23 protein-coding genes are annotated in these 25,107 nt (G+C 68.8%); 7 read left to right on the top strand and 16 right to left on the bottom strand.

Features of this window, described 5'->3' with window-relative positions; all coding sequences use genetic code 11:
- Positions 1-50 precede the first annotated feature (50 nt).
- A complete protein-coding gene (locus tag OHA18_RS25300) occupies positions 51-1,931 on the bottom strand; it encodes a CocE/NonD family hydrolase (RefSeq protein ID WP_328997775.1) in 1,881 nt (626 codons plus the stop codon).
- Positions 1,932-2,110: 179 nt separating this feature from the next.
- On the opposite strand from OHA18_RS25300, the gene OHA18_RS25295 reads away from it, so the two are divergent.
- Positions 2,111-4,456, top strand: coding sequence for an alpha-L-rhamnosidase-related protein (locus OHA18_RS25295; RefSeq protein WP_328997774.1), 2,346 nt, complete (start codon positions 2,111-2,113; stop codon positions 4,454-4,456).
- Positions 4,457-4,469: 13 nt separating this feature from the next.
- On the opposite strand, the gene OHA18_RS25290 is transcribed toward OHA18_RS25295, so the two are convergent.
- From OHA18_RS25290 to OHA18_RS25275, 4 genes are all read right to left on the bottom strand, one after another.
- Positions 4,470-4,934, bottom strand: coding sequence for a hypothetical protein (locus OHA18_RS25290; RefSeq protein WP_328997773.1), 465 nt, complete (start codon positions 4,932-4,934; stop codon positions 4,470-4,472).
- A gap of 17 nt (positions 4,935-4,951) precedes the next feature.
- On the bottom strand, positions 4,952-5,578 hold the full coding sequence (locus OHA18_RS25285) for a TetR/AcrR family transcriptional regulator (protein ID WP_328997772.1): 627 nt from the start codon (positions 5,576-5,578) through the stop codon (positions 4,952-4,954).
- Positions 5,575-5,994 (bottom strand): ester cyclase, encoded by a 420-nt coding sequence (locus tag OHA18_RS25280; protein WP_328997771.1) that lies wholly within the window; start codon positions 5,992-5,994, stop codon positions 5,575-5,577. The genes OHA18_RS25285 and OHA18_RS25280 overlap by 4 nt, the downstream gene beginning before the upstream one ends.
- Positions 5,995-6,060: 66 nt before the next feature.
- Positions 6,061-6,765: an NUDIX hydrolase gene (locus OHA18_RS25275; protein ID WP_328997770.1), complete on the bottom strand. Its 705-nt coding sequence runs from the start codon at positions 6,763-6,765 to the stop codon at positions 6,061-6,063.
- A 65-nt stretch (positions 6,766-6,830) separates the two neighbouring features.
- Here OHA18_RS25275 and nadA point away from each other — a divergent pair, with 65 nt between their 5' ends.
- Together nadA and nadB are read left to right on the top strand one after the other, a co-directional pair.
- Positions 6,831-7,811, top strand: a complete 981-nt coding sequence (gene nadA / locus OHA18_RS25270) for a quinolinate synthase NadA (RefSeq protein ID WP_328997769.1) — start codon at positions 6,831-6,833, stop codon at positions 7,809-7,811.
- Positions 7,808-9,331 (top strand): L-aspartate oxidase, encoded by a 1,524-nt coding sequence (gene nadB / locus OHA18_RS25265; protein WP_328997768.1) that lies wholly within the window; start codon positions 7,808-7,810, stop codon positions 9,329-9,331. Before nadA ends, nadB begins: the two co-directional genes overlap by 4 nt.
- 249 nt (positions 9,332-9,580) lie before the next feature.
- Here nadB and OHA18_RS25260 read toward each other — a convergent pair whose 3' ends face one another.
- Positions 9,581-10,519 (bottom strand): LysR family transcriptional regulator, encoded by a 939-nt coding sequence (locus OHA18_RS25260; RefSeq protein WP_328997767.1) that lies wholly within the window; start codon positions 10,517-10,519, stop codon positions 9,581-9,583.
- Between the two features lie 71 nt (positions 10,520-10,590).
- Here OHA18_RS25260 and OHA18_RS25255 point away from each other — a divergent pair, with 71 nt between their 5' ends.
- Together OHA18_RS25255 and OHA18_RS25250 are read left to right on the top strand one after the other, a co-directional pair.
- Positions 10,591-11,508, top strand: a complete 918-nt coding sequence (locus tag OHA18_RS25255; RefSeq protein ID WP_328997766.1) for a cyclase family protein — start codon at positions 10,591-10,593, stop codon at positions 11,506-11,508.
- 7 nt (positions 11,509-11,515) lie between these two features.
- Positions 11,516-11,818 carry a CBU_0592 family membrane protein gene (locus OHA18_RS25250; RefSeq protein WP_328997765.1) on the top strand — a complete coding sequence of 101 codons (303 nt, stop codon included), beginning with the start codon at positions 11,516-11,518 and terminating at the stop codon, positions 11,816-11,818.
- Here OHA18_RS25250 and OHA18_RS25245 read toward each other — a convergent pair.
- From OHA18_RS25245 to OHA18_RS25215, 7 genes are all read right to left on the bottom strand, one after another.
- Positions 11,789-12,778, bottom strand: coding sequence for a phosphotransferase family protein (locus tag OHA18_RS25245; protein WP_328997764.1), 990 nt, complete (start codon positions 12,776-12,778; stop codon positions 11,789-11,791). The two genes, OHA18_RS25250 and OHA18_RS25245, sit on opposite strands and share 30 nt — an antisense overlap.
- A gap of 5 nt (positions 12,779-12,783) precedes the next feature.
- Positions 12,784-14,007: an FAD-dependent monooxygenase gene (locus OHA18_RS25240; protein ID WP_328997763.1), complete on the bottom strand. Its 1,224-nt coding sequence runs from the start codon at positions 14,005-14,007 to the stop codon at positions 12,784-12,786.
- Between the two features lie 13 nt (positions 14,008-14,020).
- Complete coding sequence (locus OHA18_RS25235) at positions 14,021-14,677, bottom strand: GNAT family N-acetyltransferase (RefSeq protein WP_328997762.1); 657 nt, start codon at positions 14,675-14,677, stop codon at positions 14,021-14,023.
- Positions 14,678-14,743: 66 nt separating this feature from the next.
- Entirely contained in the window at positions 14,744-15,424 is a 681-nt protein-coding gene (locus OHA18_RS25230) for an SDR family NAD(P)-dependent oxidoreductase (protein ID WP_328997761.1), read from the bottom strand.
- Positions 15,421-16,266 (bottom strand): SDR family NAD(P)-dependent oxidoreductase, encoded by an 846-nt coding sequence (locus tag OHA18_RS25225; RefSeq protein ID WP_328997760.1) that lies wholly within the window; start codon positions 16,264-16,266, stop codon positions 15,421-15,423. Before OHA18_RS25225 ends, OHA18_RS25230 begins: the two co-directional genes overlap by 4 nt.
- Before the next feature lie 11 nt (positions 16,267-16,277).
- Positions 16,278-17,831 carry a class I adenylate-forming enzyme family protein gene (locus tag OHA18_RS25220; RefSeq protein ID WP_328997759.1) on the bottom strand — a complete coding sequence of 518 codons (1,554 nt, stop codon included), beginning with the start codon at positions 17,829-17,831 and terminating at the stop codon, positions 16,278-16,280.
- A 3-nt stretch (positions 17,832-17,834) separates the two neighbouring features.
- On the bottom strand, positions 17,835-19,073 hold the full coding sequence (locus tag OHA18_RS25215; protein ID WP_328997758.1) for a thiolase family protein: 1,239 nt from the start codon (positions 19,071-19,073) through the stop codon (positions 17,835-17,837).
- 251 nt (positions 19,074-19,324) lie between these two features.
- On the opposite strand from OHA18_RS25215, the gene OHA18_RS25210 reads away from it, so the two are divergent.
- Positions 19,325-20,308 (top strand): alpha/beta hydrolase, encoded by a 984-nt coding sequence (locus tag OHA18_RS25210; RefSeq protein WP_328997757.1) that lies wholly within the window; start codon positions 19,325-19,327, stop codon positions 20,306-20,308.
- Here OHA18_RS25210 and OHA18_RS25205 read toward each other — a convergent pair.
- Both OHA18_RS25205 and OHA18_RS25200 read right to left on the bottom strand, forming a co-directional pair.
- Entirely contained in the window at positions 20,305-21,444 is a 1,140-nt protein-coding gene (locus OHA18_RS25205; protein WP_328997756.1) for a PucR family transcriptional regulator, read from the bottom strand. The genes OHA18_RS25210 and OHA18_RS25205 overlap by 4 nt on opposite strands.
- A 41-nt stretch (positions 21,445-21,485) precedes the next feature.
- Positions 21,486-22,670, bottom strand: coding sequence for a pyridoxal phosphate-dependent aminotransferase (locus OHA18_RS25200; protein WP_328997755.1), 1,185 nt, complete (start codon positions 22,668-22,670; stop codon positions 21,486-21,488).
- Positions 22,671-22,827: 157 nt separating this feature from the next.
- On the opposite strand from OHA18_RS25200, the gene OHA18_RS25195 reads away from it, so the two are divergent.
- Positions 22,828-23,526, top strand: a complete 699-nt coding sequence (locus OHA18_RS25195) for a GntR family transcriptional regulator (RefSeq protein WP_328997754.1) — start codon at positions 22,828-22,830, stop codon at positions 23,524-23,526.
- A gap of 42 nt (positions 23,527-23,568) precedes the next feature.
- Here OHA18_RS25195 and OHA18_RS25190 read toward each other — a convergent pair whose 3' ends face one another.
- A complete protein-coding gene (locus tag OHA18_RS25190; RefSeq protein ID WP_329006161.1) occupies positions 23,569-25,074 on the bottom strand; it encodes a CoA-acylating methylmalonate-semialdehyde dehydrogenase in 1,506 nt (501 codons plus the stop codon).
- Positions 25,075-25,107 lie beyond the last annotated feature (33 nt).

Raw genomic sequence — 25,107 nt, 5'->3', positions numbered from 1 at the left:
CGTACGGTCGCGACCGTGCTGGCCGCGACCGTGCGCAGGCGTCGTTCAGGCTAGTTCCGGCCGGTGGCTACGGGTAGCGATAGGGAGGTGCCGGTCAGGTCGACGGTGACCTTGGTGCCGGTGCCGGTCTCGCCCGTGGTGGGGCAGGTTTGGCCGGCGGTGGAACAGGTGAGGTCGGCGTCGGTTCCGGTCAGGATCAGGCCCAACCGGTGGCCGGCCCTGAACTCGTAGTCCTGCGGGAGCAGATCCCATGTGATCCGGTACGGCCGGCCCGGCTTCAGCGGTGCCGAGTGGCTGAGCGACGTACGGTTCTGCGCATCCATGATGCCCCGGGTCACCACCTCGAAGGGCGATGTCACCGTGTCGTCGACGGTCTTCAGGAAGCAGCCGTCGTCAGCCGTCGTGCCCTCACCGAGGCAGTCCTTGCCACCGGCAAACTTGACGCCCCATCCGACCCCGGCGTAGTTGATGCGGGAGTCCGCGCCGTAGTCGACCAGCAACACGCCCAGGTTGGCGGTCGGGCGGTCCAGTGTGACCCGCAGGCTGACCGACGGCGTCCCGGACAACCGCAGCGGCGCTGTCAGTGGCTGCGTCAGGTATGCCAGCCGGTTCGGGTTCGCCGTACCAGGGTCACCGGCCGCCGTGGTCTCGTGCTGTGCGGTTTCGGTGTAGCTGCCGGCCCCGGCGGACGTCGTCTTGCCGAGCGATCCGTCCCTGTTCGGCCGCAGGGTCACCGTCCGCGTCGGCGCCGGCCACTCGGCTTGCGTGATCCAGCGATCCGGACCGAGCTGTACGTCGGCGCGCGGCTGCCGCATGATGTCGTTCAGTACGCCCATCAACTCGTGGTCGAACCACTTGTGCAGGGAGTCGACCCACACATCGCGGCGGAAGTCGAACGGCTCCATGTGCCCGTACTGCGTCACCCACACCTTGCGCTGCACGTTGCTCGGCAGTCCGGCCCACCACTTGCTGAAGTTGTCGGCCGGCACGTTGGTGTCCTGCATTCCCTGGACGGCGAACACGCTGGCGCGCAGGTTGCGCTCGTTCGAGACCGGGCCGGTCCGGTAGTTGCGCTCGTTCCAGTAGGCGTTGTAGTTGCCAGTGGCATCATCTTCGCCCCGGCTCATCCGCTCGATCACGGCTGCGCATTTCGTGTCCGCGGTGGGGGCGACCTTCTCGGACAGGTACTTCTGCCCGCCCTTGAACCACATGAGGGTGCCGTTGATGCGCCAGATGTCGTACCAACTGCTGTTGCCGGCGAGCGGCACGATGGTCTTCAGGCCCTGCACCCCGGTGCCGGCGACGCCCATGGCGAGAGCGCCCTCGTAGGAGTGGCCGATCATCGCGGTCTTTCCGGTGGTCCAGGTCGCTTTCACCGGGTGCCCCTTGGCGTCGTACGCGATCGCCCGGCCGTTCAGCCAGTCGATCACCGCCTTGCCGCCCAGTACGTCGGACGCGCCGCCGTCGGTCGGGCAGCCGTCGGACAGGCTGGTCCCGAGCATGTCGACGGACAGGACGGCGTACCCGCGCGGCACGAAGTAGTTGTCGTACCAGAGCGGGAAGTGCGTCGCGTTCCCATTCGCGTCGTACGTCTTGTGCTCGGACTCGATCCCCGCACCCGGGCTGACGAAGTACGGGCTCTCGTGCAGGATGACCGGGACCTTGAGCCCGGAGCTCGTCTCCTTCGGCCGGATGATGTCCACCCGGACCAGGTCCTTCTTACCGTCGCCGTCGCTGTCGACCGGCGACTGCACCCGGACGTACTCACGGATGGCGTCCTGGTACGAGAAGACGGGCTGCGTGACCCCGTCCCTCACTTCGATCGCCGGCTTGGCCGCGGCCGGGGCGGCCGGCGCCCCACCGACCACGAGCGCTGCCGCGAGAGCGACGACGACAGTGCCGACGAGCCCTTGCCGTTTCGAGATGGACACTTCTGTCTCTCCAGTTCTTGATGCGGCTCTGTGACGCCAACGGTTGCTGCCCGGCCCGTCATCGGGATGACACGGCCCTGACACGACCGCTGACACGGCGATTGGTTCGTGTCAGACCGCTAGCCGTCAGGATTGGGTGGTGGCGGTCCGCCGATACCGAAGAGGGATTACCTGTGACGATGCGTGAAGTCGCTGACGTTCAGCAGTTGCAGCGCGAGGACGACCCGTTCGTGGGACAGGCCGACTGGCCGGCGTCCTGGATCCGGGCGGCGGAGGGCGGTGACGTGGTCGGGTTCCGGCTGCGGGTCGAGTGCGCGCAGATGGCTGAGGTCGTTGTCCACGTGTCCGCCGACGAGCGGTACGAGCTGTGGCTCGACGGCGACCTCCTCGGCCGCGGCCCGTCACGGGGCGAGGTCGGCCACTGGTCGTTCGAGAGCTACCGTCTGCGGTTGCCGGCCGGCGGGCACTGGCTTGCTGCCCGTGTCTGGAGCCTCGGGGACGACGCACCGCTGGCGCAACTGAGCCTCGGTGACGGTCCCACCTTCCTCCTCGCAGCCGAAGCCGTCCGCGGCCAGCCTGAGCTCAACACCGGTACGGCGGCGTGGCAGGCAGCTGCACTACCTGGCCACGGCCGGCGACCGAAAGGCGATGGGTACGGCTGCGGAGCCAGACACGTCAGCGACGGCCGTACGTATCCATGGGGTTGGCAGACCGGCGCGGACAGCCTCGAATGGTCGGCAGCTGCGATCGGCGACTGTGCGAGCGAGGGCGCGCGGTTGCTGGTACCGGCCCGCTTGCCCGCCCCGGCGCAGCAGTGGGCTGAGGGCGCCCGCGTTCGTCATGTCGCGGCTCATCCAGCCGGCGAGCCGACGCACGATCGCGTCGTGGATCCGGCGGATCACCTCGACGACGAGGCCCGCGGCTGGCAAGGGTTGCTCGGCGGTACGGCGCTGGTGCTGCCGCCCGGGACCTGCCGGCGGGTGCTGATCGACCTCGACCAGTACGTCTGCGCGTACCCCGTCCTCGATCTCGTCGACGGGCGCGATGCCGAAGTGCGGATGCATTGGCAGGAGTCCCTGTACGAGACGGAACCCGAAGCAGGTAAGGGACATCGCGATGTTGTCGAGGGCAAGCTGTTCGGCCGGCCCAGGCTCGAGGAAGACGGCATCGGCGACCTCTTCGTCGCCGGCGGCGGCCACGAGCGGCACAGCCCTCTGTGGTGGCAGTCCGGCCGCTATGTCGAGGTCCTCGTCACCACCGCGGCCGAACCGCTGACGATCACCGGCCTGCGGTTCCGTGAGACCCACTATCCGTACGAAGACCGCAGCGGCTTCACCGCCAGCGACCCGCGGCTCGCGCAGGTCGGCGTACTCGCGTTCCGGACGCTTCAGGCTTGCAGCCACGAGACGACCATGGACTGCCCCTACTACGAGCAACTTCAGTACGCCGGCGACACCCGGCTGCAGTGTCTGGTCGCATACGCCACCTGCGGCGACGACGCACTCGCCCGGCAGGCACTGCGTGCATTCGCCCACAGCCAGGATGACAACGGACTGGTGATGTCCCGTACGCCGTCCCGGCAGGCGTCGCCTATCCCGCCGTTCACGCTGTGGTGGGTGGCAATGGTGCACGACTTCGCGCTGTGGCGTGGCGATCTGGCCTTCGTCACCGACCTCATGCCGGGAGTCCGTGCGGCCATCGACGCGCACCGCCGTACCGTCGACGACAGCGGGATCTTCCACGCCCTGCACGGCTGGAACTTCACCGACTGGGTGCCCGGCTGGGAGGCCGGCACACCGCCCGGGATCGTCCAGGACGGGGAAGAACACCCCGACTGGCCCGGCCCAGGGCGCGGCGTGACGGCGGTACTGCAACTGCAGTTGGCTCTGGTCGCGCGGCAGGTCGCCGAGTTGGAGTCCTGGGTGGGCGAGCCTGCCGCCGCCGATGGATACGCACAGCTGGCAGACCGCCTCGTTGAAGCCGCCGACCGGGCCTTCTACGACCCCGACCGCATGCTGTACGCCGACGACCTCGGGCACACCGCGTTCAGCGAACACGCGCAATCGCTGGCGCTACTCGCAGGAGCGAAGTACGGCGAGACTGCAGTCCGGAGGATGCTCCAGGAGCCGTCCGGGTCACTCGCGCGGACCACTGTGTACTTCGACCATTACCTGTTCGAGGCACTGCCCCGGATCGGGCGGACCGACGTACTGCTCGACCGGCTCAGGCTCTGGTACGGCCTGTTGGACCAGGGCCTGCGGACCGTGATCGAGCACCCCGAACCGACCCGCAGCGACTGTCACGCGTGGGGTGCGCATCCGCTGTACCACTACGTCTCGACGCTGCTCGGTGTGCGGCCGACAGCGCCCGGAATGACGGCGGTCACGGTCGCACCTCAGCTGGGCGGTCTCGAGTGGGCCCACGCATCAGTGCCGACACCGCATGGTCCCCTGGAGGTCCGGGCAGAGTCCGGCAAACCACCACAGGTCATTGCGCCACCAGAGATCACGGTGACGGTTGGCTGAAGCAGGCCTTGGCTCAGCGGGTGATGATGATCGCGAGGAGGCCGGCCAGGGCGATGGTTTGCAGGGCGGCGCGGGGCCAGATGACGCTGTCCCAGCGCTGCTGGAGGTTTCTGGTGTCTGCCGGGACGGTGTGGCTGGCCGCGGCTACGCGGAGCACCCTGTTGATCGGCGCGCTGATCCGCAGGTAGATGGCCAGCCAGGCGAGTAACGCGACCAGGGCGAGGGCTCCGGCGATCCGCGCCGGGGCGCCGTGGGTGGTTGCGGTGGCGACTGCCGTGGCGATGACGGAAATCATGCCCGGTACAGGCAGGCGGCGATCGCCGTACTCGTGGACGTGGCCGAGCAGGTCGGCCACGGAAGAGTCAGCTGCGCCGCTTGCGGCCGGGCGCACGACGAGCGCGCAGAACAGATCGGTGCCGTAGATGACCGCTGCGCTGAGGATGGCGACCAGCGCCGCGGCGGTAGCGATGTTGCTCATAGCAACTGTTTCCTTCTTCAGGTGGGATCGGGGAGGGCGCGAGCGAGGCAGTCGGTCAGCGCGTCGTCGAGCAGGGCATGCAGCCCGTCGCTGTCGACCTCGACGCGGCCGACGACCCGGAGCGCGATCAGTCCGTGGGCCGTCGCCCAGAGTTGCAGTACGTGCTGTTCGGGCTGGGCGTCTCCGCCGGCGGCGAGCAGACTGATCAAGAGGTCGCCGACGGCCTGACCCTCGTCCCAGGTATCGGCAACAGGTACGTTCACCCCGCCGAGGCCGTACATGAGCTGATAGAGGTCGGGGTCGGCCAGAGCGAAGTCGAGGTAGGCATGCGCCGCTTGCCGGGCAGCCATCGCGGCCGCGTCACTACCGGATCCTGCCTGGTCAGCAGCGGCGGCCATCGCGTCTCGAAGCCGGGTGAACCCACCGCGGACCAGGGCGAGCAGGATGTCGTCGCGGCCGGTGAAGTAGCGGTACGCAAAGTTCGCGGAGTACTCGATCTCGTCGGCGAGCCGGCGCATCGTCACTGCGTCCCACCCGTCACGGCGGGCCACGCCCAGCGCGGCCGACAGGATCGTCTCGCGCGCCGCGGCCCGCTCCTTCTCCCTGCGCCGCTGCGCCGGCGTCGGCGACTCCTGCTGGGTCACTGGTTCGCAGTCTCGCCGGTGAGTTGCGCGAAGAACGCCTGCCCGTCGAGCTGGTCCCAATGCTCGACAGCCATGCCGTCGGCGACCCGCCAGATGTCGATCGAGTGCATGACGACCGGGCGGCCGGTGGGCTGCAGGCCCATGAACTCGCCTTGGAACGTCGCCCGGTAGGTGAACCGGCCCGCGACACGGTCGCCGTCGACCATGACGTCGTCAAGGGTCACCTCGGTGTCCGGGAACGCCGCGAACCAGATCGTCCAGAAGGCCCGGTTCGCCTCGCGCCCGTCCTCGACGAAGTAGTTGTGGTTGACGTAGTCCTCGGCGATGAATCCGTCGACCGCGTCGGCGTCGTGCCCGTTCATCAACTCCGCGAACGCGTGCGCGACGGTCTTGGTGGCGTGCTGTGTGGTGCTCATGATCAACCTTCTAGTTGGTTACGTTGTAACCAGTGTGTACGGCGTAACCAAAGAAGTCAATCGAGCTCAGCGCGGCGGACGTAGTACGGCGAAGGGGTCGGTGACCGTCAGTTCGCGGGCGGCGAACTTGTAGACCGTGGCCGGGCGGCCGCCGGCCTGGCCGGGGCGGGTGGTGCGGTCCGTCGGGTCGATCACGTGCCGCCGGGTCAGCACGCGGGTCAGGTTGGTGGCGCCGAGCTCGTAGCCCAGCGCCGCGCCGATGATGTCGCGCAGCTCCGAGATGGTGAACTCGTGCGGCGCCAGGGCGAAGCCGATGTTGGTGTACGACAGCTTGGCGCGCAGTCGCCCGACGGCGGCGTCGATGAAGTGATGGTGGTCGAACGCGCTGTCCGGCAGGTCGTCGACCGGATGCCAGGCCGTGTCGTCCGGAAGCTCGGGCTGCACGTCGGACGGCACCAGGCCGAGGTACGCCGTGGCGAGCACGCGTTCGCGCGGATCGCGATCGATGGCACTGTGCGTGGCCAGCTGCTCGAGATGCGCGACCTCGCGGACGTCGACCTTCCGGGCCAGGTGCGCGGTGATGGCCTCGCGGAGCCGCTGGGTCGGCTCGACGCCACCGCACGGCAAGGACCAGCGGCCGCGGTACGGATTCCGGGCGCGCTTCCAGAGCAGCACGCTCAGCCTGCCGTCGCGGACGGACAGGACCACCGCCAGCACCTCGTGCGGATAGCTCGGCCAGTTAACCGGATCACCTTTCTTGGCAGTTGACACGCCGACGATGGTAGCGTCGCCTCCAGTTATCGACTGCTAAGCGAAAACCTCCGGAAGGACCTGTCGTGACTGTTGGCCAGACCTCGGTGGATACCTGGCAGGACGAGGTACGCCGCCTCGCCCGCGAGCGGGACGCGGTCCTGCTCGCCCACAACTACCAGGAACCGGCGATCCAGGACGTCGCCGATCACGTCGGCGACTCGCTCGCGCTGTCCCGGATCGCCGCTGAAACCGATGCATCGACGATCGTGTTCTGCGGCGTGCACTTCATGGCGGAGACCGCCAAGCTGCTCAGCCCGGACAAGACCGTGCTGATCCCGACCGCGCAGGCCGGGTGTTCCCTGGCGGACACCATCGACGCCGACCAGCTGCGCGCCTGGAAGGCGCAGCACCCCGGCGCGGCGGTCGTCGCCTACGTGAACACCAGCGCCGCGGTGAAGGCCGAGGCGGACGTCTGCTGTACGTCGTCCAACGCGGTCGAGGTGGTGAACTCGATTCCGGCGGACCAGCCGGTGCTGTTCCTGCCCGACCAGTTCCTCGGCGAACACGTCCGGCGGCAGACCGGCCGGACGAACATGGAAGTGTGGATGGGCGAGTGCCATGTGCACGCCGGCATCAGCCCGGTCGAGCTGCGCGCCCAGGTGGCGGCGAATCCCGACGCGGAGGTTCTGGTCCATCCCGAGTGCGGCTGCGCCTCGTCGACGATCTGGCTCGCCGGCCGCGGCGACCTGCCGGCGGAGCGGACCCACATCCTCTCCACCGCGGGCATGCTGGAGAGCGCTCGCGGCATGACCGCGAAGACCGCCTTGGTCGCGACGGAGATCGGCATGCTGCACCAGCTCCGCAAGGTGAACCAGCAGACGACCTTCCTGCCGGTGAACCCGAAGGCCTCCTGCCGCTTCATGAAGATGATCACGCCGGAGCTGCTGCTGCGGTGCCTGCGTGAGGGCCGCGACGAGATCCAGTTGCCGGCCGACCTCGCCGAGCGCGCCCGGCGTTCGGTCCAGCGGATGGTTGCCATCGGCAAGCCGGCAGGCGCCCGATGACGCGGGCCGTCGATGTCGTCGTGATCGGTGCGGGCGCGGCCGGACTCTCGGCCGCGCTCGGCCTGGCTGCGACCCGTCAGGTGCTCGTGCTCAGCGCCGGGGACGGCAGCACACCGTGGGCGCAAGGTGGCGTCTCCGTCGCGTTCGGCGACGACGATCCGCTCGACCACGCGCACGACACCAACGTCGCGGGGGCAGGCTTCTGCGATCCGCGGAACGTACGGGCCCTGGTCGAGGAAGGACCGCAGCGGGTCGCCGAACTGATCGCGCACGGCGCGCTCTTCGACCGGCGCGAGGACGGCTCGCTGTCCAGGACTCTCGAGGGCGGCCACAGTCATCCCCGGATCGTGCATGCCGGTGGTGATGCCACCGGCGCGGAAGTTGATCGCGCGCTGCGTGCCGCGGTCGCCGCTGCCGGTGTCGAGACGATGAGCGGGCGGACGATCGGTCTGACCAAGTCGGCCTCGGGGCGGGTCTGTGGTGTGCTCGTCGAGACGGGCGGCGAGACTGTCCGGATCGATGCGCGGGCTGTCGTACTGGCCACCGGAGGCATCGGCAACGCCTACCTGGCGAGCACCAATCCGTCCGCGGTGCGCGGTGATGGCATCGCGCTCGCGTTGCTGGCCGGAGCGTCACTGGTGGACATGGAGTTCGTCCAGTTCCACCCGACCGCTCTGTTCACCGGAGAGACCCGCGGGCAGTTGCCGTTGGTGACCGAAGCGGTCCGGGGAGAAGGCGCCGTACTGCGTGATGTCCGTGGCCGCCTGATCATGGCCGGCCGGCATCCGCGGGCCGATCTGGCGCCGCGTGACATCGTCGCCCGCGAGATCGAGGCCGCGATGCGCAGGGACGGCTCCGATCATGTCTGGCTCGATGCGCGCAGCATCGAGCCGGAGGTGCTCCGCCGACGGTTCCCGACCGTGCTGGCCTCCTGCGCGTCGATCGGTGTCGACCTGCTGTCCGAGCAGATCCCGGTGGCGCCCGCCGAGCACTTCCTCTGCGGCGGCGTCCAGGTCGACCGCGACGGCGCAACCGCCGTACCGGGCCTGTACGCCGTGGGCGAGGTCGCCGCGACGGGTGTGCACGGGGCGAACCGGCTCGCCTCCAACAGCCTGCTGGAAGGCCTCGTCTTCGGGCGGCGAGTCGCGACCGCGCTGACCTTGGACCTGCCGGCGGCCAGCAGCACGGCGTCGTACGACGTGGTGCTGACCGAGGACCGCGAACCGGAGCGGATCCGGGCGATCCTGACCAAGTACGCAGGGATCCGTCGCGACGGCGCCGGGCTGAACGCGGCCGCGGACGAGTTGAGTGCCCTGGGCAACGGACCGCTCGCCACGGTGGCGCGGTCCGTCATCGTGGCGGCGACCGCGCGCCAGGAGAGCCGGGGCTGCCACTGGCGCTCGGACCACCCGCACACCGACGACCGATGGGACGAGCACGTCGCGATCCGCCTCGACGATGACGGCCTGCCGACCGTCCGTGACAGCGCGAGGTCGGGGGCACGGGTGGGACCGGGGTAACCCTCGGCGTGGCGGTGGTCACCTTCACCGCGATTACGGGCGTGGCTGTAACGACCTGTCCGTCAGCCCCGATACGTCTACGGGGAGGCGAGGAGGCCGCAATGCGACGCTGTCGGCACCGGGATGCCGGGCCGGATCCGTACGACGCGGATCTGGTTCGGCGGCTGCGTGCGCTCCTGGCACTGATCCGCCGGACGTCGGCAGGCGGCCCGGACGCAGTACAGCGGGACGATGATCTGCTAGTTGCTGTCAGCGACGCCGAGTGCGCGGGACCGGAGTCAGGCCGAGATCGAGTGCGACCGCTCGAAGCGCTTCGACGACGGCCTGGGTCAGCGGCTCCGGACCGGCCGGCAGGTGGCGGCGCAGGACGGTGATGCGGCGGTGGCCCGCGACGGGCACCGAGGGCATCGCGATCGCCTCGGGCGAGGCACCCGTCAGCGCCAGCTTCGGCGCGATCGCGGCACCGAATCCGGCCGCGACGAGCGCCAGGATGGTGGGGAATTCGAGGCAGGTATGGGCACGTCGCGCGGTAAACCCGTACTGCGTGGCGATCCGGTCCAATGCCCGGCCGGACGCGGTGTCCGGTGGACTGGCGACCCACGGGCGGGCAGCCAGGTCCTTGATCGAGCCCGGCTGAGGCGACCACGCGGACGGCGTGACGACGCGGTACTCGTCGTCGGCGACAGGAACGGCTGAGAGACCGCTCAGCGCATCGACTGCCTCCACGCCGCCGGCGTCGTACTCGGCGATCACCAGGTCCACTCCCCCGGTGCGCAACTCGGACAGCGCTGGGACGCCCTCCAGCTCCACGACCTCCGGCTCGAGATCGGGATGGGTGGTCGACAGCTCGAGAAGGGCCGGAACCACGAGATTGCAGACCGCCGACGAGAACGCCGCGATGGTGACCGGGCCGCTGAGTCTGCCGCTCAGCTCGGTCAGCTCACGCCGGGCCTCGGCGAGTTCCTGTTCGATCCGCTCGGCGCGGACAGCCAGCAGTTCGCCGGCCGGCGTCAGGCTCGCGGTCCGGCGCGAGCGGTCGATCAGGGGCTGCCCGACTTCCCGCTCGAGTTGCGCGAGCTGCTGGGAGATCGCGGACGGGGTCAGGTGGAGCAGCTGGGCCGCGCCCGCCATACCGCCGCGTAGCGCGACCGCGCGCAGCACTCGCAGGCGGCGGGGGTCCAGCTCCATAAGATTTACTGTAGCAACGCTTCAGATAATCTAGCTTGCCATCAAGCATTCCTTCACAGAGCATCGGATGCATGAGCGATGACATCGAGGACTGGCGGGTGCAGTTCGACGCCGCCGTGACCTTCGCCAACGGCGGCGGTCTCCAGGCGCAAGGCTTCCGGCTGGACGCGTCCGGCCCCGAGCTCAGCGACAGCGACCTGGGCGAGTTGTTCGTGCGGCACCTGGGTCTGCTGATGGTCGACAAGGTTGCCATCAGCAACAAGCAGCTGCTGCGGGAGCCGCACAAGGGCTCCCGGGGTACGGCGGGTGCGGAGCCGGCGAAGGGACCGCGGACGGTGGACCTCAGCCACGTGATCCGTGCCGGGATGGTCACCTACCCGGGCCTGCCCGGGCCGGAGATCACGGAGCACCTCTCGCGCCCTGCGTCCCGTGAGCTCTACGCGGCCGGCACCGAGTTCAGCATCAACCGCATCTCGATGGTCGCCAACACCGGCACCTATCTCGACAGCCCCTTCCACCGCTTCGCCGACGGAGCCGACATCGCGGCGCTCGTGCTGTCGCGGCTCACCGACCTCGAAGGTGTCGTGGTCCGGGTCCTTGGCGCCGAGGCACGGGCCGTAGAACGGGGTGTGTTCCTCCCGTACGACGTGGCGGGGAAGGCAGTGTTGATCCACACTGGCTGGGATCGGCATTGGGGTACTTCGCGCTACGCGAGCGGTCACCCCTTCCTGACTGCGGATGCCGCGGCATGGCTCGCCGAGCAGCAGCCTGCGGTGGTAGGCATCGACTCGGTGAACATCGACGACCCCGAGGACGGCACCCGTCCCGCACACACAGCCCTGCTGGACGCCGGAATCCCGATCGTGGAACACCTGCGCGGCCTCGAACAGTTGCCGGTGTACGGCTTCCGGTTCCATGCCGCACCTCCGGCGATCGAGGGCATGGGCACCTTCCCGGTCCGCGCCTATGCGCTCGTAGATCAGGACTGACAGCCTCATGGAACTGGTGATCGCGGTGATCGGCTGGGCCGGCGCCGGACTGCTGCTCGCCGCCTATGCCCTGGCTTCGGCCGAACGGATCGCGGCCGGCGGCCCGACGTTCCAGGTGATGAACCTGCTCGGGGCCGTAGCGCTGACAGTCAACTCAGCCTGTCATCGCGCCTGGCCGTCCGCCGCACTCAACGCCGCGTGGATCATGATCGGCCTGCTGGTGCTGAGCCGGCGCTCGCTGTCGGCCGCCGATCCCGCGGAGCCGAGCGTTCTGGCGGTGTCAGGCGGGGATCGGCCCGGCCAACGTTGACCGGGCGTCGAGCGCCTCGATCGCGGCGAGCGAAACGCCGTACCACCGCACGCTGCGCTGGAAGACCGACTGGAACAGGTTGCTGATCACCGAGAACCGGAAGTCCCACTCGCACAGCTCCCAGCTGTAGTCCTCCACCGCCAGCGCTTCCCAGTACCGCCGCAGTAGCGCGCGGTCGCGGGTCAGCCGATCGCTCGACGGGACCACCGCCAGGCTGTAGGCCAGGTCGTGCGGCCCGAGCCCGGGCTTGAGCTCGGACCAGTCGATCACCTTCGGCCGCGGGTCGGTTCCGGTGAAGAACACGTTGCCGAGGAAATGGAAGTCGCCGTGGATCAGGGTGAGCGCGCGGCCTTCGCCGACTCGCAACCGGAACTGCTTCTCCCAGCCGTCCACGATCTCACCGAGGATCGAGCGTTCCGCGTCCCCGAGTTCGGTGGCGGCATCGAAGAAGCGGGCGGCCTCCGCGCGAACGGCCGCCGCATTACGGCTGATCAACTCGGGCGGCCAAGCCTGCGCCGTACTGGTGACCGAGGGCTCGAGTTCGACAGCCGGCGCATCGTCCCAGAACTCACGGTGCAGAGCCGCGAGTACGTCGATTGCGCCGTGCAGTTGGCTGCCGGACAGGCCCGCACCGACTACGTGATAACCGGCAGCGTCCAGGTCTTCGGTCAGCAGGAGGACCGTCTCGCCATCGTCCGTCGCACCGAGCAAGCGTGGTGCCGGGTGGTCCCAGCGCGGGGCAAGCCGCTCGTAGAAGCGGATCTCACGTCGGGCCGCAGCAGCCCCCGCACCGGTCGCATGCTTGGCGATGATCGTCGTTTCGGAGCCGTCCACCGAACGCAGCCGCACCCGCGCGACCTCGGCCGCCGAGGCGGCGAAGGTGTCCAGGATCTGCACGTTGCTCAGCGCTGAGCCCAGTGCGGCTCCGATTGCATCCCGGGAGAACGGCGTGATGGTCACCGGCCCTATTTCATCACGCTGCCAGGCACCGGCTGCGTGTAGTCCTCGACGGTCATCGAGTTGTAGACCCGCGCGCTCTTCGTGGTGAGCTGGAGGAACGCGCGGCTCAACGCGGACGGCAGGGCGGACACCAGTCGGGCGCCGTGCGCCAGGCCTGCCACTCCGAGGCGGGACGTGGGGACGAGCGTCTTCGCGGCGCTCAGCGCCACCTCACGACTCCCGCGGACGTTCTCCGCCATCGCCCGCTCGTAGGCAGGAAATGCGCGCTCGTGATCACCTCCAGCTCGCGCGAGCTCGCCCGCGAGGACGTAGGCACCGATCACGGCCAGGCTGGTGCTGCCGCCGACCGCGGGACCCGGGCAATAGCCGGCGTCACCGACCAGCGTCACGCGTCCGCGCGACCAGCTGTCCATGGACACCTGCGTGATCGAGTCGAAGTAGAACGTCGGCGTCCGGTCGAGCTCCTCGAGCCAGCGATCCACGTCGGCATGCATCCCGCTGAACGCAGCGCGCAACAGTTCCTTCTGCCGGGGTACGTCGCGGTAGTGGTACTCGAGCTCGTGCCGGCTCCGGAACAGGAACAACGCCCGGGCTTCCCCGATGTGCCGCGCGCCGTACATTCCCGCCGTACGCCCGACGCCGGAATGGATCAGGAGCTCCCGGTCGAGACCGTAGAAGTTGGGCAGCGTCACGACCCCGAAGTACGGCCCGATCGGCTTGCTGTACTTGGATTCGTCACCGAAGACGAGCCGGCGGACGTTGGAGTGCAGTCCGTCGGCGCCGACGACCAGGTCGAAGTGGCGGGATGCGGAGTTCTCGAAACGTACTTCGCCGTCGTCCGAGATGCCGGTGATCGAGTCGCCGAAGATGTACTCGACGTCGTCCCGGGTGGCGTCGCAGTACACCTCGCTCAGGTCGTCGCGCATGATCTCGACATGCCGGTCCGACGTGGCGCCGAAGACCTTGGCCAGATCGACGTGGACGGGCCGCGTGACACCCTCCCGGCGCAGCGTCATCCGGTCGGTGTCGGTGGCCAGTTCCTCGATCCGCGGCAACACCCCCATCTTCTCCGAGATCTCGACGGCCGGCCGGAACAGGTCGACCGAGTGCCCGCCGGTCTTCCGCAGTGCCGGCGCACGCTCGACAACCGTCACGGCAAACCCGTGCCGGTTCAACCAATAAGCCAGCACCGGACCGGCGACACTCGCGCCGGAAATGAGAATCCGCATAAACCTTCCTCCTTCAGCGACGAACCAGTCGTGGAGATTGACGCGCCGCGACCCGTGCGATCAGCGCAGTACGCCGCTGTGCCCACTCTCGGCTGACAATCGAATAAACGGCCGTGTCCCGCAGCATTCCGTCCTCGCCCGGCGCCCACGATCTCGACCAGCTCCGCAGCACACCTTCGAAGGTGGCGCCCACACTCTCGATGGCTGCTCGGGAACGCCGGTTGCGGGCGTCGGTCATCAGGTCGACGCGGTCCACGCCGAGCGTGGTGAACGCGAAGTCGAAGAGCTGCAACTTGGCGTCCGTGTTCACTCCGCGCCCTTGGACCGATCCGGCCAGCCAAGTGAACCCGACCTCCACCGCGCGATGACCGTGTCCATCGGGCCACGTCCGCGGATCGCAGTACGCGGTCGCACCCACCGCGCGGCCGGATTCCTTGTCCACCACGGCGTACGGCGCCAGCTTCCCGGCGGCCGCTCGACCGAGATGAGCATCGATGTACCCCGGAATGTCCGCAGCCACAGGCACCCGGGTGAACACGTAGGTGCTCCGATCCTCTTCACACGCGACGGCAAGATCCGCCGCGTGCCGATGCCCGAGCGGCTCGAGACGCACCAACCGCCCCTCCAGCACCGGCCAAGCGAAGCCGGCCGAGAACGGCGCCGCAGACATGTCTCTCCTCTTCGTCAGCTATCTCTTTCTCTGAAAGGGTTCGGGGTGGGTATTGCGGGCCTCGCGTCATTCGCCTCCGACAGCGAGAGTTGCTCCCCCGTCGACGATCAGGCCGACGCCTGTTACGAAACGCGAGGTGTCGCCAGCGAAGAAGAGAGCAGCGTTCGCGACGTCGGAGGCCGGTGCGCATCTGTCCGGGATCACCGCATTCACCCGGATCTGCTGCGATGCGTATTCAGCCGCCGTCACGCGCGTCAGGTGGTTCAGCGCCGCCTTCGACGCGGCGAGTCCGGCGTCGGGGCCGTCGTACCGGACGGGCGCGACAGCGGAGATGTTGATGATCGATCCGCCGGCGCGCCTCATCAGCGGCACCGCGTGTTTCATGGCAAGGAAGGGACCGGTCACGTTGATCGCCATGGCGAGATCCCATTCGTCCTCGGACGTGCCGACCACGTCGGCGCCGCCAGTCGAGCAGAGCGTGTTCGCGAGTACGTCGAGCCGGTCGTGCTCGTCGGCGATCCGACCGAATACGGTGGCCAGCTCTTCGTCGTACGTCACATCGGCACAGACCGCCTCAGCAGCTCCTCCGGCTTCGGCGATCACCTCGACCGTCTCCTCGTTCGCGGTCTGATCGGCGTCGACACAGACGACGTACGCACCCTCCCGGGCGAACGTGACGGCGAGCTGCCTGCCCCAGCCGGCTCCCGCCCCGGTCACCACGGCGATCTTCGCGTCCAGGCGTTTCATGCGACATCGACCTTCGGTTCCGACCAGCACAGCGTCATGCCGCCGTCCACCACGAGCTCGACGCCGGTGATGTGGCGAGACTCGGGACCTGCCAGGAACAGTGCGGCGTTCGCGACGTCCCACGCATCACCCATCCGGCCCATCGGCACCTGGCGCGCTCGCCGCCGCCACATCTCTTCCACATCGCCGGATGCGTAGGCGTCGACCACTCCGGCGTGCGCCGAGATCATCGGTGTCTTCATCAGGCCAGGTACGACGGCGTTCACCCGGATGTTGTCCTCGGCGTAGCGCGCCGCGGTCACCTTCGTCAGCTGGTTCAACGCAGCCTTGGACGAGGCATAGGAGACGTACGGAATGCCGCTGTAGCGCAACGAGGTGACCGACGAGATGTTGACGATCGAACCCCCGCCGGCGGCTTGCATCATCGGGATCACCTGCTGCATGGCCAGGTAGGCGCTCTTGACGTTGACGGCCAGCACCCGCTCCCAATCGGCCGGCGACGTCTCGACCACTCCGCCAAGAGTGCCGATCCCCACATTGTTGTCGAGGACATCGATCCGTCCGTGCTCGACGGCCACCCGGTCGAACACCGCGAGTACGTCGTCGCGACTGGTCACGTCCGCCTGGAGCGCGAACGCCTGACCTCCCTCAGACGTGATGATCGCAGCAGTCTCCTCGGCGGCATCCCGGTTGACGTCGACACAGACGACGGCGGCGCCCTCGCGCGCGAACGTGACGGCGGTGGCCTTCCCGTTGCCCCAACCTTCGGCGATCGAACCGGCGCCCATCACGACCGCCACCTTGCCGTCCAGAAGCCGGCCCTGTCCCTCTCGATCCTTCATGTCTCGTCCTTTCAGATGGTTCGGTCGTGGCCGGCCCAGAACGTTGCCCGGACGTCCTTCTTCAGGACCTTGCCGTTCACGCTGCGCGGGAGCCGGTCGACGAAGACGACGTCCTTCGGGGCGCGAACCGATCCGAGTGCCTCACGGCAGCGGAGCTTCAACTCGTCGGCCGTCACACCGAGACCGGGCTTGAGCTCGACGACGGCAGTCACCCGCTCGCCCCAGTCGTTGTCCGGGGCGCCGACCACGGCGCAGTCCTCGACCGCTGGATGGCCCCAGATGATCTGCTCGACCTCGCTCGGATACACGTTGAATCCGCCGGTGATGATCAGATCCTTCAGCCGGCCGGTCAGGTACAGGTAGCCGTCCGGGTCGAGGTGACCCAGGTCGCCGGTGTGCAACCAGCCGTCCCGGATCACCTCGGCGGTTCGCTCCGGGTCCTGGTAGTAGCCCTTCATCACCAGATCGCCGCGGACGCAGATCTCACCGGTCTCGTACGGCGCCAGCTGCTGACCAGTCACCGGATCCCGCACCTCGACCGTGACCAGCGGGTACGGGCGTCCGCACGAGGACAGCCGGCACTCGTTCAGCAGTCCGCTGACGTCGAGGTGCTCGTTCGGTCGCAGGAAGCTGATCGCCGCGGGCGCCTCCATCTGGCCGTAGCCTTCGATGAACACCGGACCGAGCCGGGCGATGCCCCGCCTCAGCTTCTCGACCGACATCGGCGCCGCGCCGTAGATCAGGTACCGGAGTGAGGAGGTGTCGGTCTCGCACTGTTCCAGCACGTCGAGCAGCCGGTAGATCACCGTCGGCGGCAGGAACACCTCGGTGACACCGAAGTTCTCGATCGCCGACAGGATGTGGCCCGGAGCCGCCCGCGGGACGATGACCACGGTGCCGCCACGCGCCGTGGTCTGCAGGCTGAGCAGTCCCGCGGTGTGCGTCATCGGCGCCGCGGCGAGGTTCACGATGTCGGCACCGTCCGGGTAGGACAGCGCCAGCAACTGGTGCGCGACCATGGCCGACAGCGTGCGGTGGGTGTTCATCACCCCCTTGGGCGTCCCGGTCGTTCCACCGGTCGGCGCGATCGCCACGACGTCGTCCATCGCGGACGAGACGTCCGGACGGGTGTCCGGGAACTGCGCGATCCAGGAGCCGAAGTCGAAGTCCTCGGTGCCGTGGCCGAGCGCGATGAAGACCACGTTCTCGAGCCGCTCGCGCAGTACGTCGACCTGGTCCGAGAGCGAGGTGTCGTAGAACAGCAACTCGACGTCGAAGCGTCGCAGCAGACCCGCGGTCTCCTCGATCGGATGGTTCGGGTTGACCGGGACCCAGGCACCGCCGGCCCGCCAGATCCCGAGCACACAGATCCAGGCCAGCGGTGCGTTCGGGGCCAGGACCGCCACCTTGGTCTCACGGACCACGCCGGCCGACAGCAGGCCGTGGGCGATCCGGCAGGACAGCCGGCCGGCCTGCTCGTATGTCCAGGCCTCCGATTCCGAGCGGTAGGCGACGGCAGTCGGTGCGAGCCGCCAGCCGCGGTCGAAGAAGTCGATGACGGCCATGGCTCAGCGGCTCCCCAGGATGATGACGGAGGCAACGGCTTCCTCGCCGAGATGGAATCCCCCGCCGTTCTCCGCGAGGGCGATCCGCGCACCCGGCACCTGCCGCGAACCGGCCGTGCCGCGCAACTGCTCGGTCAGCTCGAAGACCTGTCCAAGACCGGTCGCGGCCAACGGATGCCCTTTGGACTCCAGGCCACCGGACGGGTTGACGGGAATCCGGCCACCGAGAGTCGTCTCGCCCCGCCAGGCCGCCAGGCCGCCCTCACCGCGCGGCACGAGACCGAGCAGCTCGGTCTGCAGCAGTTCGCCGAATGCCGTTGCGTCATGGACTTCGGCCACATCGACGTCGTCAGGGCCGATGCCGGCTCGTTCGTAGGCGTTGGCCGCGACCCGCAGCGTGATGTGAGCGTCGAAGGACGTCAGGTCGTGATCGCTGCCGGTTCCCAGTACCGTCGCCAGGACCTGGACCGGTCGCTCCGCGCCGAGCCTTCGGAGTCCGTCATCGTTGCACACGACAACGGCTGCCGCGCCGTCCGTGACCGGAGCACACATCGGGACAGTCAGCGGATGCGCGAGTTTGCGGGCCCGGAGGACGTCGGCGATCGTCATGCTCTTGCGGTAGTGCGCCCGGGCGTTATCGGCCGCGTGCGCGTGATTCTTCGCTGCCACAGCGGCCAGTTGAGCCTGCGTGGTGCCGTACAGCCGCATGTGATTGCGCGCCAGCGCCGCGTAGATGTCCATGAAGATCGACCGACGCCCCACGTCCTCGTCGTCGACTTCCCCGCCGAGCTCCTTGAGGGTGCGCAGCAGAGCCGCCGGATCGGAGACGTCGTACGCCGTGTCGAACAGCTCCATCGTGCGTCGCGGGTCGCCGACGTGCATCTTCTCCGCACCCACTGCGAGCGCGATGTCCGCCGCACCCGATCGAACCTGGGTGACAGCGAGGTTCAGCGCGGTCGCGCCGGTGGCACAGGCGTTCTCGACGTTGTAGACCGGGATCGAATGGAATCCCATGGTGCGCAGGGCAATCTGGCCAGACACCATCACCTGTCGCTCGAGAAACCCGTGCGACGCGGTGCCGAAGAACGCCGCATCGATCGAGGTCAGCTCGGCGCCGGCGTCGGACAGTGCGCTTCGAACCGCCCAGCGGGCGAGGTCGTGATTGGTCAGCTCGTGATGGACTCCGAACGTCGTCATACCGACTCCGGCGATCCACACCCGACTGCTCGACGACGCGATCATGCCGGCTCCTCGGGAAGGTCTGGTGGACGGACTCCCCGAGCATCTTTCGGACGGCTCGGTTGGCGCTACGAACGCAGCTCCAACGTCGACGCGGCTGCTTCGTGCCGCGCTACGAAAGCGAGGACCGGCTTGCCGATTCGTAGCCACCTACCAAGCGCCGGTCCCGGCGTTGGAGCGGTGTTCGTAGCGGGCGGCGGTGCAGACGGATCATGCTCGTGGGGTCCGGCAACCTCATCGCATTGGAGCCACTCATGCCTGCCTTGGACGAGCTTCGCGCCGGCAAGCCGCCGGTCGGAATCCGACTGATGCATGCCCTGGGCAAGGAACCTGATTGGGACACGATCAGCCCCGAGCAACTCGCCGTACTGCGGACCAAGGAGAACCGGAAACGGCAGTCCAAGCTCGCCCGGCTGATCACCGGATTCCCCGACCGCGGCGCTGGGATCGAGTGGCGCGAGCTCGCGCTCCCCGGCCGTCGGCTGCCGGTCCGGGTGTACCGGCCGATGCGCCACCAGGGAGGTGAGCTCCCGCTGATCGTGCATATTCATGGCGGCGGATTCGTCGGCACCGCGGCGCAGAGCGACTGGGTCAACAGTTACCTGGCCGCACAGCTGCCCGCGCTCGTCGTGTCGGTCGAGCATCGGCTGCTCGCACATGACACGGCGATCACCGCCGGGGTCGACGACGGCTGGGACGTGCTGCAGACCGTCGTCGAGAACGCCGCGGAGTGGGGCGTCGACAGCTCCCGGATCGCGGTGTTCGGGGAGAGCACCGGCGGGCTGATCGCCGCCGTCGCCGCGATCCGCGCCCGCGAATCCGGTCTGCAACTGCGCGCCCAGGTCCTGGTCAACGCCTGCGTCGACCTCACCACGGCGCGCTACGACCTGCCGTCGATGTCGACGTACGCCGACAGTCCGACGCTCACCACGGCGCAGATCGAGCTGTTCTGCCGGCTCGCCGTACCGGAGGGAATCGATCCGCGACCGTTGTCGCCTTTGCAGGCAGACGATCTGAGCGGGCTGCCCCCGGCGCTACTGATCGTGCCGACGTTCGACCCGGTGTCCGACCAGGCCCGCAGGTACGCCGCGCGCCTGCGGAACGCCGGGATCCCGGCACAGCTCACGGAGTACGAGGGTGCAACTCACGCCTTCCTGAGCATGCCGGCCGTCGTACCGCAGGCCAAGCCCGCGCGTGCCGAGATCCTCGAGTACCTCTCTGCCCGCCTCGCCGACTAGCCCTGGTCAGCCGGCGTTCCGTACAAGGCCAATGCCAGCTCGACGATGGTGTCGGTGTCCTGCAGCGAGCGGCCGGTCAGCTCCTCGAAACGCGAGAGGCGATAGCGGAGGGTATTGACGTGGACGTGCAACGCCGCCGCGGTGAGCGGGATGCTGCGTTCGTGCACGAGATACACCCGCAGCGCCTCGACGATCTGGTCGCGAAAGACACCCGCGGTCTGCAGCGGCTTGAGGTAGCGCGCCGACAGCAGCTCGCCGAGCTCGCCGAGGGCCGGCACAGTCAGCCGCCAGCCCAGGGACTCAGCAGTGTGCACGCCCTCGTCATGGTGCAGGGACGCCGCAGCCAGCACACGCTGTGCACTCTGGTAGGACGTGATCAGCCGATCGACCGGGACCGACGGACCGATAGCGAGTAGCAGCCCTGGCACCGGCGCAGGCACCTCGTCGACGATGCCGACCAGGCGGTCCCGCGCCGGTGCCATCAGCAGGCCGTCCGCGTGCCGCTCGCTCAGCACGCGCTGGGTTCGCTCGAGCGACTGCTCGTCGGCAGGCCCGGTACAGAACGCGCGGTACGTCGCGTTGCGGCGCAGCCGGTAGACCGTGTAGCCGCGCTCGAGCTGGGTGGGATCGAGATCGCCGGCGAGCGCAGCGGTGAGCCACTCGTCGCGGCGCCGCTGATCGGAAATCGCATGAGCCATGCCCTGCCGGTGGTAGTCGGACGCCGCTCGCGCCGAGAAGACATCGCTCAGCTTCCAGACCAGGGACGTCAGCGCGACCACATCGGCTCCGTCCACGCCGTACTCCGTGGCCAGTTCGACCAGCCGGTGCTGGACGGTCCAGATCGTGATCCGGAACCCGGCCAGGATGTCCTCGATCGGCACGCCGGCCTGAAGCCGCTCGACCGTGGCGCGCTCGGCCTCCCACAGTTCGCCGGCCGGCGGCACCTCGCCGACCGCCAGCGTCCGGCAGACGCGGTCGCGGATCCGCCGGATGCTCGCGACGATCTGGTCGCGCTCGACCCCGTCGTAGCTGGGGATCTCGCTCCGAACCCGCGCCAGGATCGGCTCGACGACCGCATCATCGTGCTCGAGAGCCGCAACCAGCCGGACCACGCGCTCCCGGACCTCGTCCACCATGAGGTCATCCTGCCCCACATCGCCCTCCGCTCAGGAGATCGTCAGGGGTGCGGCCGGGTGGTGTCCTGGACGGCTCGGGTCAGAGCCCGGAGAAGGTTTCTCAGAACCTCCACGTCCGAACCGAAGGTCAGGCGGACGTGCGTGTCGGGAGCATGCATGTCGGCGCCGCGCACAGCGGCGATGCCATTGCTGAGGAGGGCCCGGTCGATGTCGGCGGGGGTCGCTCCGAGACGTGCGCAGTCGAGGAGGAGGAAGGCTCCGGCCTCGGGGCGAACCGGCGGAGTGAGGCCGGTCGCGGCAATCCCGTCGCAGACAAGGTCACGCTTGGCCTGGTACGTCGACAGCGCACCGTCGAGCCAATCGCGTGGCCCCGTGAGGGCGGCGACCGCTGCGTGCTGCGGAACCGCCCCGCAGCACACTGCCTCCCATTGCAGCCGGCGCTCCAGCGCGTCCACGATCGACGGCGGCGCAACGACGTACCCGACTCGCCAGGTCGCCAATGCGTAGTACTTGCTGAGGCTCGTGACGGTGATCAGGTGCGGCCAGCGACCGGCGAAGGACTCGACCGGCTGGTACTGGCGTCCGTCGAACGTGAAGTGCTGCCACGAGTCGTCGGAAATGACGACCAGTCCGTGGCGCCCCGCCATGTCGACAACGGCCGCAATCGTCGCCGCGTCGGGCAGGTTGCCGGTCGGGTTGTTCGGGTTGCACAGCAATACCGCGCGAGTATGCGGCGTGACGGCAGCCTCCAGGCTCGCGACGTCGAGCGCCCATCCGTCGCGCTCATGGGACCCGACGTACACGGGCCTCGCACCGGCCTCGCGAAGGAGACCGTCGAAGAAGAAGGTGGGCGTCGGCACGATCACCTCGTCGCCCGGCGCCAGCACCGTGCGCAGCACGAGGGACAGGCCGTGCATCGCTCCGTGCGTGATCAGCACACGCCGCTCGGGATCGACCTGCAGGCCGTTGTCGCGCTCGAGCTCGGCGGCGATCGCCGCCCGGAGCTCCGGCAGACCGCGGCTGTCCCGCCGGTCCGGCAGGTTCATCGCCTCCGCGACCGCCCGCCGTACGTGCTCCGGCATGGGCAGGACCGGGGCTCCCACCAACGGAAGCATCCGGACACCGTCCCGCACGCTCTGCGCCGCGCGATCGCGGGTGAGCATCGCTCCCATCGCCGGGACGCCACCCGCGGGCAGGGCCCAGCCACTTCTGATGCCTCGCTGCATGGCCTTAAGATATCACTGAAGCAATGAAAGATCTCTAGCTGGCGTCATCTGGATGATCTGCTGTATCAACGCGTCGGGATGATACGATCAACGGGTGCGCCATCCCCATTCCGTCATCACGGGAACGCCCCATATCCCAGCACTTCTCCTGGCCGGCATGGAAGAGACCGGCCTCGACCGCACCAGCCAGGCCTATCGCGCGATCAGGCGCCAGATCATCGACCTGACGCTGTCGCCCGGCAGCAACTTCACCGAGACGTCACTCGCGCAGCAGTGGCAGATCAGCAAGACGCCGGTGCGGGAAGCGCTCGCGCGGCTGCGGCGCGACGGCCTGGTCAGCGCGCTCCCCCGGGCCGGCTACGTGGTCAGCCCGATCACCCTCCAGGACACCGACGACCTCTGTGCCCTGCGCACGCTGCTGTCCTGCGAGGCCGCCGCTGCCGCCGCGGGCCGAGGCATCGACGCGCCGGCGCTCGAGCGGCTCGAGGTGCTGTCCAAAGTGCCGTTCGCGTTCGCGGCGGGCGAGGTGGAGCTCGAGGACTCGCTGCTGGCCGGGATCGAGTTCGAGGCCATCATCGCCAACTTCAGCGGCAACGGCCGGCTGGCCAAGGCGATCGTGGACGTGCTCGACGAGCTCGAGCGGGTGCTGCGGATGGCCGAGCTCATCGATCCCGGCATCGTCAGCCCGCCCGGCGAACTGCAGGCGATCTTCGAGCGACTGCGCGCGCGGGACGCGGACGGCACCCACGAGGCGACCCGCAAACGCTGCGACCGCGTCCGGCGTGACGTGCTGAAGGTGCTGGCGATGAGCGCGTCCGTCAGCCGGGCGAACATCGAGATGCCGGGGCTGCGCTAGGGCGTGTCTCCCGATCCCACGCCCTAGCCCCGGCAGGCTCGGTCAGACCGCTGTCGGGAAGTTGAGGTTTCCGCGCTGGAACGACTCGTCCGAGGTCGGCTCGGGCCAGCGGCTGGTGACTGCCTTCGCCCGGGTGTAGAACGCGACGCCCTCGGGTCCGTAGATGTGATGGTCGCCGAACAGCGAGTCCTTCCAGCCGCCGAACGAGTAGAACGCCATCGGCACCGGGATCGGGACGTTGATGCCGACCATCCCGACGTGGACGGAACGCTGGAACACCCGTGCCGCCTGGCCGCTGGCGGTGAAGATCGCCGTGCCGTTGGCCCAGCAGCTCGCGTTCACGAGGTCGATCGCTTCCTCGAGCGAGTCGACGCGGACGACGACGAGCACCGGTCCGAAGATCTCGTCGCGGTACACAGCCATCTCGGGCGTGACGTGGTCGAACAAGGTCGGGCCGACGAAGAAGCCGTCCCCCAGAACGTCGGGCCAGCGCCCGTCGACCACGAGGTCGGCACCCGCCTCGACGCCGGAGGCGATGTACCCCGTGATGCGCGCGAGCGCCTCCCGCGTCACCACCGGGCCCATCTCGGACGTGGGCTCCAGCCCTGGTCCGACCTTGATCGCCCGCGCCTTCTCGCGCACGCGCTCGACCAGCGGTCCGGCCGCGTCGCCGACCGCGACTGCGACCGAGATCGCCATGCAGCGCTGACCCGAGGACCCGTAGGCGGCCGCGATCAAGTGATCGGCGGCGGAGTCCAGATCGGCGTCCGGCAGGACGACGGCGTGGTTCTTCGCGCCACCGAGCGCCTGGACACGCTTGCCGTTCGCGGCCGCGCGCTGGTGCACGTACTGCGCGATCGGCGTCGAGCCGACGAACGACACGGCCGCGATCTCCGGGTGATCGAGGATGGCGTCGACCGCGACCTTGTCGCCGTGCACGACGTTGAAGACGCCGTCGGGCAGACCGGCCTCCGCCCAGAGCTCGGCGACGAAGTTGGACGCGGACGGGTCGCGCTCGGACGGCTTCAGGACGAACGTGTTGCCGGTGGCGATCGCGATCGGATGCATCCACATCCCGACCAGCGCCGGGAAGTTGAACGGCGTGATCCCGGCGCAGACGCCGAGCGGCTGGCGGAACGAGAACATGTCCACATCGGTCGAGACCTGGTCGGAGTACTCGCCCTTCAGCAGTTGCGGGATCCCGCAGGCGAAGTCGATCACCTCCAGACCGCGGACGACCTCGCCCCTGGCGTCGTCGAGGACCTTGCCGTGCTCGGCGGAGACGATCCGCACCAGCTCGTCGAGGTTCTGCTCGACCAAGTTGCGGAAGGCAAACATCAGCCGCGACCGGCGCATCACCGAGGTGTCTGCCCAGTCCGGCAGGGCGGCGGCCGCGGCCCGTACTGCGGCGTCGACGTCGGCCGGTCCGCCCAGCAGTACGTCGGCCTGGTGCTCGCCGGTGGCGGGATTCCACACCGGCGCGGTGCGTGTCGACGTACCGGCTGTCGGTTTGCCGCCGATGCGGTGCTCGATCGTCCTCACTGTCACTGTGCTCACAGACTGCTCGCTTTCTCGTGGTGG

This window comes from Kribbella sp. NBC_00709, assembly GCF_036226565.1.
Classification (GTDB): Bacteria; Actinomycetota; Actinomycetes; order Propionibacteriales; family Kribbellaceae; genus Kribbella.
The sequence above is the reverse complement of the archived record's forward strand: the minus strand, read 5'-3'. Positions and strand labels throughout refer to the sequence as shown.

Bases quoted from the DNA above. Each gene is read 5' to 3' on its own strand.
- OHA18_RS25290 (WP_328997773.1), bottom strand. From the start codon at position 4,934: ATGAGCAACATCGCTACCGCCGCGGCGCTGGTCGCCATCCTCAGCGCA.
- OHA18_RS25230 (WP_328997761.1), bottom strand. From the start codon at position 15,424: ATGAAACGCCTGGACGCGAAGATCGCCGTGGTGACCGGGGCGGGAGCC.
- OHA18_RS25200 (WP_328997755.1), bottom strand. From the start codon at position 22,670: ATGCAGCGAGGCATCAGAAGTGGCTGGGCCCTGCCCGCGGGTGGCGTC.
- OHA18_RS25295 (WP_328997774.1), top strand. From the start codon at position 2,111: ATGCGTGAAGTCGCTGACGTTCAGCAGTTGCAGCGCGAGGACGACCCG.
- OHA18_RS25280 (WP_328997771.1), bottom strand. From the start codon at position 5,994: ATGAGCACCACACAGCACGCCACCAAGACCGTCGCGCACGCGTTCGCG.
- OHA18_RS25225 (WP_328997760.1), bottom strand. From the start codon at position 16,266: ATGAAGGATCGAGAGGGACAGGGCCGGCTTCTGGACGGCAAGGTGGCG.
- OHA18_RS25220 (WP_328997759.1), bottom strand. From the start codon at position 17,831: ATGGCCGTCATCGACTTCTTCGACCGCGGCTGGCGGCTCGCACCGACT.
- OHA18_RS25210 (WP_328997757.1), top strand. From the start codon at position 19,325: ATGCCTGCCTTGGACGAGCTTCGCGCCGGCAAGCCGCCGGTCGGAATC.
- OHA18_RS25205 (WP_328997756.1), bottom strand. From the start codon at position 21,444: ATGGTGGACGAGGTCCGGGAGCGCGTGGTCCGGCTGGTTGCGGCTCTC.
- OHA18_RS25240 (WP_328997763.1), bottom strand. From the start codon at position 14,007: ATGCGGATTCTCATTTCCGGCGCGAGTGTCGCCGGTCCGGTGCTGGCT.
- OHA18_RS25255 (WP_328997766.1), top strand. From the start codon at position 10,591: ATGAGCGATGACATCGAGGACTGGCGGGTGCAGTTCGACGCCGCCGTG.
- OHA18_RS25250 (WP_328997765.1), top strand. From the start codon at position 11,516: ATGGAACTGGTGATCGCGGTGATCGGCTGGGCCGGCGCCGGACTGCTG.
- nadB (WP_328997768.1), top strand. From the start codon at position 7,808: ATGACGCGGGCCGTCGATGTCGTCGTGATCGGTGCGGGCGCGGCCGGA.
- OHA18_RS25195 (WP_328997754.1), top strand. From the start codon at position 22,828: ATGGAAGAGACCGGCCTCGACCGCACCAGCCAGGCCTATCGCGCGATC.
- OHA18_RS25235 (WP_328997762.1), bottom strand. From the start codon at position 14,677: ATGTCTGCGGCGCCGTTCTCGGCCGGCTTCGCTTGGCCGGTGCTGGAG.
- OHA18_RS25260 (WP_328997767.1), bottom strand. From the start codon at position 10,519: ATGGAGCTGGACCCCCGCCGCCTGCGAGTGCTGCGCGCGGTCGCGCTA.
- OHA18_RS25215 (WP_328997758.1), bottom strand. From the start codon at position 19,073: ATGATCGCGTCGTCGAGCAGTCGGGTGTGGATCGCCGGAGTCGGTATG.